The sequence below is a fragment of the Fuchsiella alkaliacetigena genome (genome assembly GCF_023227765.1).
Lineage (GTDB): Bacteria > Bacillota > Halanaerobiia > Halobacteroidales > Acetohalobiaceae > Fuchsiella > Fuchsiella alkaliacetigena.
Genome location: NZ_JALKBZ010000004.1, coordinates 85,354 through 95,242, shown reverse-complemented (window position 1 = coordinate 95,242; position 9,889 = coordinate 85,354). Strand labels below are relative to the sequence as shown.

The following is a 9,889-nucleotide window of genomic DNA, read 5'->3' as shown; positions in this document are numbered from 1 at the left end:
AAGTCGAAAAATCTTTTTTTCGGCGAGGCACAAAAGGCCTCTTTCTTTCAGGCGACATTTAACAGTCTAACATATAATCTAAACCTTGTCAAGAGATATCTTGATCTTTTTAAAACTTTCCTTGCTCCTTTAACTCCCAGTAGCGTTGATAAGCCTTTTTAATCTTTAAAAAATCGTGCCAAACCGGTTTCTTCCAGCTTTCATTACGCAATAAAGCTGCTGGATGAAAGGTAGGTAAAAAGTAATAACCAGCCTTTTCTATCCACCTCCCTCTCATTCTAGTAATTTTGCCCTCTGGATCTAATAAACCTTTAACTGCTACTGAACCTAAAGGAACAATAATAGTTGGATTTAATAACTTAATCTCCTGAGCCAAAAACCAAAGACAGGACTTCATTTCCTTCAGTTTAGGATTCCGATTATTAGGAGGTCGACATTTAACTACATTGCTAATATAAACATCTTCTCTTTCAATTTTAGCAGCAGCCAGAATCTTATTAAAAAGCTGACCCGCTTTACCAACAAAAGGCAGCCCTTGTTTGTCCTCTACAGCTCCCGGGCCCTCACCAACAAACATCAGTGGGCTATTAGAGTTACCAGTTCCAAAAACAACCTGAGTACAGCCCTGGCGCAAACTACATCTTTGGCACTGTAAAGCTACTTTTTTTAACTCTTGCAAGCTATTCAACTTCTTTTTAGAAGATTTAATTTCAGTTAGTAAGTCTAATTGCTTCTTCCCTTCTTGAAATAACATCACCAAGCTCCTTTCCGCCTAAACCCCCTGTTGATTAGCCACTCTGCCTAAATAAGAAAAATTATTTAATCGCAAACAGCTCCCTTGTTCTAATAAAGCCTCTAAACGTACATAAATATTATTAAATTCATGTGAATCATTTAATAACCTCTTTTCAAAAAACCTATTACCTATTAAAATCAATAGCCGACAATTATCTAAATTAAGCTGTTCTAGCTTCTGATTTTTACAGTTTAATGAATCTTGATAGTAACCTATTCGTTCACTGCTTGATTCGTTAATCAAAGCAGACTGTAAATTAGTAATCCTACTTTCCAATTGACTACAGATTTGTAGATTATTAATCAGTTTAGTTATTAGCTCTTTTAACTCTCCAGATAGTTGTTGATTATATTCTAATATAATTAAAGGATAGTTATTGATAACTTTTTCGCCCAAAGCTATCAATAAATTTTTCACTTTACAATCACTTATTTGATAGTCTTTAAATAAGAACATCTACTTACCAACTCCTAATTACTATTAATCTTAGTAAAATTAACTTTATAAAAGGTTTAATAACTATAAATGCAGAAAACTTATATTAAAGCAAAGAAACAGGAGGCAAAATAACTAATGAAAATTCCTGATCAACCTTTTGAAGTAAAAAAGGACCTTAATTCAAACTCTCAATTTAAAGAAGAACTAAATTCTCAAAACTCAAACGATATTTTAGCTAAATTAGAACTTCCCACAACAGAAAGTAATCAAAAAATAGTAGAAAGTTTACTACAGTACCAACTGCCAATCAGCAAAAAATTAATTACAGAGCTTCAAAACTTAATCTCTACCGAAAAAGATCTATCTTTACTACTAAAATCGATGCTTCTCTTAAAAAAAGCCAATTTGGAAATCAACAAATCAAACCTCCAGTTATTAAACAATTTTTTAAGCAACAAAGAAAATATAAATACTGATTTATTGGAAAATATCAGTCCAGAAAAACTGAAACAAATTATCACTAATCCTCAACTTAAAAAAGAACTAAGTTCTCAAAGTATAAGCGACATTTTAGCTAAATTAGAACTTCCAACAACAGAAAGTAATCAAAAAATAGTAGAAAGTTTACTACAGTACCAACTGCCAATTAGCAAAAAATTAATTACAGAGCTTCAAAACTTAATCTCTACCGAAAAAGATCTATCTTTACTATTAAAATCGATTATTTTCTTAAAAAAAGCCGATCTAAATATTAATCAAGCCAGTATTGATTTATTAGCTAATTTTTTAAACGAAAAGCCTGACTTAGCTGCTGACTTAACAGAATTAATAAATAATAGTCCTCCCAAAACAGCAGAACAATTGAATAGTTTTATTCTTAAAACAAATCAAGGCAGCAACAGTTTTACAGCTCATCAACTTAAGTCCACAATTCTAAATTTAGGTCTGAATCTAGAAAGAGATATATTAATGAACAATCAGTTTAACAATAACTCTAAGCTTAAATCATTATTAATGAGCTTAAAAAGTAGCAGTCAACAGCTACCTAGCAAAACTATCGATAATCTCATTAATAATTTAACCAAGCAACAATTAATTATGCATAATAAAGGAAATGATGACAAGACTTTTCTCTATTTACAGTTGCCTATTCAGTTTAATCAACAGGTAAATACAGGTCACTTAATTATCTACCGTCGTCGCCACCAAAAGTCTGAGCAAGCTACTAAAAATAACAGCTTTAAACTAATCCTACAGTTGGAAACTGATAACTTAGGTCTAATGAATATAAAGCTTGACTTCCACCAACAAAAATTAAACTTAGATATTAAAGCTGCTTCAAAAGATACTTTAAATTTAATTAAGAATAGTATAGATTCTTTAAAGATTAAAATAGAAAGTTGGGACTTTCAAATTCAAAAACTTGATTATTCAATTTTAAAAAACGACCAAGATAATTTTAACTTAGAAGACCAAATTTTAGAACCTAATCCTTCGGACCTAGACTCAATATTACACCAAATAGATATCAAAATTTAAAGGAGGAACAAATAATGTCTGCAAATAAAAATAAAGAAAAAAAGAAAGCTGTAGCTCTAAAATATGATCTAAAAGAAAATGAAGCTCCTCAAGTAATAGCCAAAGGAAATCAAAAAACTGCTCAAAAAATTATTGAAAAAGCTAAAGAAAACGAAATCCCGATTCATAAAGATCCCGATTTAGTAGAAAATTTAATCAAACTGGATCTTAAAGAAGAAATCCCGGAAGAACTCTATCAAGTAGTAGCCGAAGTATTAAGCTTTATCTATCAACTGGATAATAAGGCTTAATTGGAAGCTAAGCTACTATAATAATCACATGAATTACTTAAAAAACATTCCTCACAACGAGGATTCCTAGCCTTACATAGCTCTCTCCCGTGAAAGATAAGCCAATGATGAGCTTGAGACCATTTTTCCTGGGGAATAATTTCCATTAGATCATTTTCAGTTGCTGAAACTCCTTCGCTATTAGCTAATCCCAAACGATTACTAACCCTGAATACATGCGTATCTACTGCAATAGCATCAAAACCAAAAGCACAACTTAAGACTACATTGGCTGTTTTGCGACCTACTCCTGGTAATTCCAACAACTCTTCTCTCGTCTGTGGCACTTGAGAATCATACTTGTCTATTAAAATTTTACAACTATCTAAGATATATTTAGCTTTATTTCTATATAAACCTACTCCTTTAATCTCAGCTATTAACTCTTCTAAGCTCAGCTTTACTAGATCTGTAACCCGAGGATATTTATCAAAAAGCTCTAAAGTTACCTTATTGACCTGCTTATCAGTGCTTTGAGCTGATAAAATAGTAGCAATTAATAATTGAAAAGGAGTGTCATAGTTTAATTCGGTTTCTGGAGCTGGATATTCAGCTGCCAATAGTTCTAAAATTTCAGTTACTTCTTTCTGCTCTTTCATAAAATCCCTCACTTTAAATATTTTCTATTAGCCATTGGGAAGTTCTATTCAAAACTTCTGCCTCCCATTCGGACTTATTATAAGTATGGTCAGCTCCTAATACTATGTGCTTTCGACAGTTTTGAGCAGAAAACAAATCATAGTACTCTTCAGAGTGTTTAACCGGTACTACCTGATCTTCACTACCGTGAATAATAAAGGCGGAACCTTGATACTCTTCAATCTCGGCCAAAGGTTCTATCTGCTCTAACTCTTCTACAAAATTAGCTCCTAACTTCAGTCCACCTAAATCCATATATCCTTGTTCATTTAATGATGCTAAATTTTCAGCGGAACTTTTAGCAGTAAAAACCTCCTCTAAATCAGCAATAGCAGACCACAAAACTAAAAATTTAACTCCTGTTGATCTAGCTGCTACACAACTGGCAATTAAACCTCCTAAGCTAAAGCCTAATAAGGCTAAACGAGAACTATTAACTTGCTCTAGTTTACTAACAAATTTAATTGCTTCTAAGCCATCTTCAATTTGGCTAGATATCTTTGTCTCTTTAAAACTCCCTTTACTATCACCGGAACCACGAAAATCAAATCTAAAAGCAACAATACCTTTTTCTGCTAACTTCCTAGCCATTTTTACAAAAATCCGATGCGGGCCCACTTTATCTCCTTTAAAGCCATGGCAAATTATAACCGCTGGCTTAGGATAATCAGTTTTAGAGTCCGGAATGTGCAAGATACCTACCATTTCACTTCCTTCTTTACCAAATAAAACCGGCTTTTCCACCCCAATCACTCCCTATCGAAATAAATTATATCATTTATATTAGCTGAATTCAAAAAAATATTAGTTAATTTCTTAAAATCAGTATTCTATTAAGTCTTTAAAAATTATTCTATATCTTAATCAAAACTCCTTTACTAAAATAAGATTATTTTAAACTATCCTGTCAAAGAATGTACTATATTACATAATTAAATTAAGGAATAAATTATCTGATAGCGTAAAGACTAAAACTGTATTTATCTAAGTCCAATATATAAGAGGTGACAGAAGTGAAAAGTGATCGTTATGATGCTATCGTGGTAGGGGCAGGGCCCGCTGGCTCTACTGCTGCTTTAGTACTAGCTCAAAATAATATATCTGTTCTGTTGATCGAACGAGGAGCAGAGCCAGGCAGTAAAAATATGTTCGGCGGCAGTATCTATCGCCAGCCAGTTGCTAAAATCATCCCTGCTTTCTGGAAAGAAGCTCCCTTAGAAAGAACTATAGTCAGCGATGAATTATGGCTAATGGACAAAAATTCAGCCGTTAAAGTAGGCTTTACTGGCTTAGACTTCAATCAAGAACCCTATAATAAATTTTCAGTAATCAGAAGTAACTTTGATTACTGGTTAGCTCAAAAAGCCGTTAAGGCTGGAGCTAAATTAATAACTAGTACTCTAGTTACTGATTTAGTTTATGAAAAAACCGGCTTATTAACAGAAAAAGTGGATGGAGTAAAGCTAGATAATGGAGAAATCATTTACGGAGATGTAGTTTTACTAGCCGAAGGAGCTAATGCACCTTTAACTGAAAAAGCTGGTTTAAGAGGTAAAATTGAAAGCTCCGATCTTTTTCTCTATGTTAAAGAAGAAGTAGCTCTACCTGCCGAAGTTATCGAATCACGCTTTCAACTTTCCGAGAATGAAGGAAGTAATATAGGTATGATCGGTTATCCTACTGCTGGCGTTAGCGGTAGAGGTGGAATTTGGACTAATAAAGAATCTCTTTCTATAATTCTAGGTGGTTATTTAAATCAAATTAATAATAAAGGACTCAGTCCCTATCAGCTATTAAGCAACTTTAAAGCTCATCCTTTAGTTAATAGACTAATTGCTGGAGCAGAAACAACTGCCTATAAAGCTCATATTATCCCTAAAGGAGGTTATACTAATCTTCCTCAATTTTATGATGATGGAGTTTTGGTAGCAGGTGATGCAGCTACATTAGTTAGCGGTCGTCGCGGATTAGATCTAGCAATGTTAAGTGGGCTTTATGCAGCAGAAACTATAGCTCAAGCTCAAGCTGCCCAAGATTTCACCAGCAAGCTGCTTCAAAACTACGAAAAAAAGCTTAAAAATAGTTTCTTTATTAAAGATATCAAAAATCAAAAGGGTAAAAATCAATACTATAAAAAACATCCAGATGGCGATTTTTTAATATCTAAAGCAACAAATAAAGCAGCTTATCAATTTTTCACTGTTGGTTTGGAGGAGAAGAAAGCTAAATTTAAAAAAATAAAAAGTAATTTCTTAAATATAGAATCCGATCAAAAATTGCTTAGTGATCTCTATTCAGGATTAAAACATTGGAGGTTTTTCTAATGAGAAATTTCAATAAAGAGCAAAGTTCACCTCTAGATTACGTAGATATTAAAGTAGACGATGAATCTCATATTAGTATTAAAAAGAAGGAAGTATGCTTAGAAAAATGCGAAAATAAACCTTGCACTTACTACTGTCCTACGCGGGTTTTTTCCTGGCAAGGAAAGCAAAATGAAATCAGAGTGGATTACCAAAGATGTATTGAATGTTTAGCTTGTCCTTACGGTTGTCCTTATGAAAATATAGCTTGGGAGTACCCTCACGGAGGTTACGGTGTTATTTATCAACGTTCTTAAGTTTAGGAGGAGTTTAATTAATGGAAAAAAAGTATAGAGCTATGTTAGCATCCTTTGCTACAGTACCTTTTTTAATGGTTTTAGGTAATTCGATGTTGATTCCAGAATTTCCTAGAATCAGTGCTGCTTTAAATATTAGCCAGTTTCAAGTAGGGCTCTTCATTACTCTGTTTTCAGGATCAGCAGCTGTTTCTATTCCCATACTAGGCTTTTTATCAGATCGATATGGGCGTAAAAGAATAATCATCCCTTCTTTAATACTCTACGGCAGCGGAGGCCTAATTGCTGGCTTAGCTGGCTTATTTTTAGGTAGCGATGCTTATAATATTATTCTAGCAAGTCGAGTAATACAAGGCATTGGAGCTGGAGGAACTGCTCCAATTGTAATGGCTTTAGTAGGTGATATATTCTCTATCAAAGAACGTAGCGAAGCTTTAGGAATAATTGAGTCAGCCAATGGAGTTGGAAAGATTTTAAGCCCTATTTTAGGAGCAGCTATTGCTTTAATTATCTGGTATGCTCTTTTCTTTGCCTATGCTTTATTGGCAGTCCCGGTCACTATTGGCATCTGGTTATTAGCTGAAGAACCTGAAGATAATATTAAAAAACAAACCATTAAAGAATACGCAGGACATATCAAGGATATTTTTCAGAAAAGGGGGATTTCTCTACTCTTAAGTCTATTAGGAGGAATGGTAGTTTTATTCCTGCTATTCGGTGTACTCGCCCACATATCTGATATTTTAGAAAGTAGATATAATATTAAAGAATTAACTAAAGGCTTAGTAATTGCCATTCCTATCTTTTTTATGTCTACTACCTCTTATTTTACTGGGCTTTATCTAAAGAAAAAAGAAAAATATTTCAAAGAAGCTCTTTCTTTGGGCTTAGTGATCAACGGAATTATTTTAATTTTACTGCCTTTCTTTCGTAATCTATATCTTTTTATGGCTTTGATTTCTGTTTTAGGTCTGGGAAGCGGCTTAATTCTGCCTACAGTTAATACTCTAGTTACCAGTTCCACTCCCAGTGAAGAACGAGGAGGTATTACTTCACTGTATGGCAGTGTCAGATTTATTGGAGTAGCCTTTGGCCCTCCTACTTTTAGTCTTTTAAACAGAATTAGCGAACAGACCATGTACTTTGGAGGAGCAACTGTAGGAATTTCAAGTGCAGTATTAATCTTCCTTTTTTTAAAAGAGGGAAAAATCATCTCCAGCGAAAATGATAATGAAGATAATAATGATGAAGATCAAGAAGGTTGATCTTTTTTTTCTTGATCTTCATTTTTTTGTTCAGAAACTTGTTTAAAAAAATGACTATAATTATTTTTATCTTTATCCTCTTGATCTTGATAAGGATGCCGAAAATGCAACCACAATAAAACCCCAGCTAAGGGAATTAAAACTAAACTTAAAGTACCACTCATTTAATCACCCTAACTAAGTATTATTTGAAAAACTTGGGCCAGCAAAGCAGTAAGTCCACTAGCCATCAACGGCCCTACTGGAATTCCATCTAAAAATATAATCCCCACTAAAGAACCAAAAACCATACCTATTATCAAACGAGGATCACTTTCTAATAAGTTAAGACCTACTCCGTTTAACTTAGTAGCTAACAATCCTCCTATTAAAGCAGCAATCCCTACCGGGGACTTAAAAATAGCCAACAGCTCTGAACTAGAAGTAGAGTTGCTGACTAAAGGAGTCAAAACGGCTAAAGTTAAAAATAACAAACCTAAATCCAAAGCCTGATTTTCTAAAAAAGGAAATAATAGATTAAGCTCTAAAACTTTAATTACAAAAAGAATCACAGCTGCCAAAGCAATCAAATCCGATTTAGCCAACAGTCCCAGTGCAAAAATAATAAAAAGTAATAGGTATTCCACAGCTAAATTACCACACCTTTTCTTATTTTAAAAGCTATTTTCTAAACTCTTTCTTTTGCAACTGATAACCCCCTCCGAATAACTAGGAACTAAAAAAAGAGCATCTTGTTGTAAAGCATAGTCTATATCAGCCTCTTTATTTAAGGCCAATAACCGTCTTCCATGCTCACTCTCTTTTAAGACCTTAGCTAGTTGACCTTGATTAGTTAAGTAGTTTTGATAAGCTACTAAAGATAGATCACTTAATTTTAAATCACTTTTTAAGCCTTTTAATTTATAAATTAAAGCTCCAGCAGTTAAAAAATCTTCTAAAGAAAATTCACCTCGGCTGCCAGCGCAACAGATTATTAACTCTTTTTCTCCCTTAACCGCTTTAGCTATACTACTTAAATTCAAAAAAGCAGCGATTAATATTCTCCGGGCAGAACTTAAATTTAATAAAAGCTTAGTCCCATTAGTGGTAGTTAAAACTAAGCTTTTATCTTGAATTTGCTGCTCCTGATACTCCACAGGCGAATTACCTAAATCTAAACCTTCAACTTTTTCTCCCTTTCTTTCTCCAGCTATAATTACATCCGAAAGAGTATTTTTATAACTAAGAGCCTCTTCTACGCTTAAAGCAGGAATTACCTCTTTTGCTCCCTGAGCTAAAGCCGTTAAAATTGTACTAGTAGCTCTAAAGGTGTCAATAGCGACTGTTGCTTTACCTTTAACCCGCTCTGTTTTAATTGAATCGGCAGTTAATATTAGTTCAATTTTCATAGATATCACCTCTATTCTTATAATCACTAAACTTGAGAAAAAGTATCCCAGTTATCCTCCTGCAAAAGAGCTGTTCTAAAAGTATCACCTCTTAAACCCACCCGTAGAGACTCTAAAGCTAATATTTCAGTGGGAGCTATATTACCTAAATTGACGTTAGGGCCCAAAGTATTAATCAATTCTACTTGTTGACTCTTCAAAGGAGCCTCCCAAATAACATCATCTTTATTATCCACCCCCAATAATAGCTGTTCTAATTTTCTTTTCTCCAGTTTCCCCTGCTCATCATAAATAGAAATTCCTTTTCCAGACTCTCTAGCCTCAACTATTACTTTGTAAGCACCATCATCTAGATCCTGCTTTAACTGTTTAAGCATTTTAGGTATTTCAAACTCCACTCTTTTATCCTTTTTTCCAATCTCACTCAAAACTTTAAAGCCTTGCTTAACAGCCTTCTTAATAGTTTGGGAACGCAAATCTGAGCTTAGACTAATAGTCCCATCAGAAACCTCAATAGCACTAAAGCCTAACTCTTTAGCTCTTTGTAAGTACTCAGCTAGCTTATCCTGTTTAATAGCTACCTCTAAATAAGTACCGCCAGGATAGATATCTATTCCATAAGCAGTTACTAGCTCTATCTTCTCCTTTAAAAGTTCAGGCTTATAAAGAGCTGAAGTACCAAAGCTCAGTTTATAAAAATCAATATAATCATCAGCCAGATTTAAAATATCTTCAGTTCTAGTCAACCCCAACCCTTTATCCAAAACCATTGTTAATCCTACTTGACGCGGTTTTTTCTGTCGACCCTGTAGCGGAAATTTAATATCTATTTCCCAACCCTTATTTTCCTCCATAACAAATCCCTCCCAGATTAT

13 protein-coding genes are annotated in these 9,889 nt (G+C 33.7%); 5 read left to right on the top strand and 8 right to left on the bottom strand.

Annotation, left to right across the window (positions count from 1 at the left end):
• Nucleotides 1–109: 109 nt before the first annotated feature.
• The gene (locus MWH30_RS02250; RefSeq protein WP_248662421.1) at nucleotides 110–754 is read right to left on the bottom strand and encodes a uracil-DNA glycosylase; all 645 of its coding nucleotides are present in this window, start codon (nucleotides 752–754) and stop codon (nucleotides 110–112) included.
• A gap of 18 nt (nucleotides 755–772) precedes the next feature.
• A complete protein-coding gene (locus MWH30_RS02245; protein ID WP_248662420.1) occupies nucleotides 773–1,252 on the bottom strand; it encodes a hypothetical protein in 480 nt (159 codons plus the stop codon).
• A gap of 117 nt (nucleotides 1,253–1,369) precedes the next feature.
• On the opposite strand from MWH30_RS02245, the gene MWH30_RS02240 reads away from it, so the two are divergent.
• Both MWH30_RS02240 and MWH30_RS02235 read left to right on the top strand, forming a co-directional pair.
• Nucleotides 1,370–2,773, top strand: a complete 1,404-nt coding sequence (locus tag MWH30_RS02240) for a flagellar hook-length control protein FliK (protein WP_248662419.1) — start codon at nucleotides 1,370–1,372, stop codon at nucleotides 2,771–2,773.
• A gap of 14 nt (nucleotides 2,774–2,787) precedes the next feature.
• Nucleotides 2,788–3,063 (top strand): EscU/YscU/HrcU family type III secretion system export apparatus switch protein, encoded by a 276-nt coding sequence (locus MWH30_RS02235; RefSeq protein ID WP_248662418.1) that lies wholly within the window; start codon nucleotides 2,788–2,790, stop codon nucleotides 3,061–3,063.
• On the opposite strand, the gene nth is transcribed toward MWH30_RS02235, so the two are convergent.
• Both nth and MWH30_RS02225 read right to left on the bottom strand, forming a co-directional pair.
• Nucleotides 3,060–3,701: an endonuclease III gene (nth, locus tag MWH30_RS02230; RefSeq protein ID WP_248662417.1), complete on the bottom strand. Its 642-nt coding sequence runs from the start codon at nucleotides 3,699–3,701 to the stop codon at nucleotides 3,060–3,062. The genes MWH30_RS02235 and nth overlap by 4 nt on opposite strands.
• A gap of 13 nt (nucleotides 3,702–3,714) precedes the next feature.
• On the bottom strand, nucleotides 3,715–4,485 hold the full coding sequence (locus MWH30_RS02225; RefSeq protein WP_248662416.1) for an alpha/beta hydrolase: 771 nt from the start codon (nucleotides 4,483–4,485) through the stop codon (nucleotides 3,715–3,717).
• Between the two features lie 269 nt (nucleotides 4,486–4,754).
• Between MWH30_RS02225 and MWH30_RS02220 the strand changes: the two genes are divergently transcribed.
• From MWH30_RS02220 to MWH30_RS02210, 3 genes are read left to right on the top strand one after another with little or no spacing between them, the layout of a single operon-like run.
• Nucleotides 4,755–6,065, top strand: a complete 1,311-nt coding sequence (locus tag MWH30_RS02220; RefSeq protein ID WP_248662415.1) for an FAD-dependent oxidoreductase — start codon at nucleotides 4,755–4,757, stop codon at nucleotides 6,063–6,065.
• On the top strand, nucleotides 6,065–6,361 hold the full coding sequence (locus tag MWH30_RS02215; protein ID WP_248662414.1) for a ferredoxin family protein: 297 nt from the start codon (nucleotides 6,065–6,067) through the stop codon (nucleotides 6,359–6,361). The genes MWH30_RS02220 and MWH30_RS02215 overlap by 1 nt, the downstream gene beginning before the upstream one ends.
• Nucleotides 6,362–6,381: 20 nt before the next feature.
• Nucleotides 6,382–7,626, top strand: coding sequence for an MFS transporter (locus tag MWH30_RS02210; RefSeq protein WP_248662413.1), 1,245 nt, complete (start codon nucleotides 6,382–6,384; stop codon nucleotides 7,624–7,626).
• Here MWH30_RS02210 and MWH30_RS02205 read toward each other — a convergent pair.
• The 4 genes from MWH30_RS02205 to comA are packed head-to-tail and all read right to left on the bottom strand — an operon-like array spanning nucleotide 7,614 to nucleotide 9,868.
• A complete protein-coding gene (locus MWH30_RS02205; protein ID WP_248662412.1) occupies nucleotides 7,614–7,790 on the bottom strand; it encodes a hypothetical protein in 177 nt (58 codons plus the stop codon). The genes MWH30_RS02210 and MWH30_RS02205 overlap by 13 nt on opposite strands.
• Before the next feature lie 9 nt (nucleotides 7,791–7,799).
• The gene (locus tag MWH30_RS02200) at nucleotides 7,800–8,252 is read right to left on the bottom strand and encodes a DUF441 domain-containing protein (RefSeq protein WP_248662411.1); all 453 of its coding nucleotides are present in this window, start codon (nucleotides 8,250–8,252) and stop codon (nucleotides 7,800–7,802) included.
• 27 nt (nucleotides 8,253–8,279) lie between these two features.
• Nucleotides 8,280–9,014: a 2-phosphosulfolactate phosphatase gene (locus tag MWH30_RS02195; protein WP_248662410.1), complete on the bottom strand. Its 735-nt coding sequence runs from the start codon at nucleotides 9,012–9,014 to the stop codon at nucleotides 8,280–8,282.
• A 26-nt stretch (nucleotides 9,015–9,040) separates the two neighbouring features.
• Nucleotides 9,041–9,868: a phosphosulfolactate synthase gene (gene comA, locus MWH30_RS02190; protein ID WP_248662409.1), complete on the bottom strand. Its 828-nt coding sequence runs from the start codon at nucleotides 9,866–9,868 to the stop codon at nucleotides 9,041–9,043.
• Between the last annotated feature and the right edge of the window lie 21 nt (nucleotides 9,869–9,889).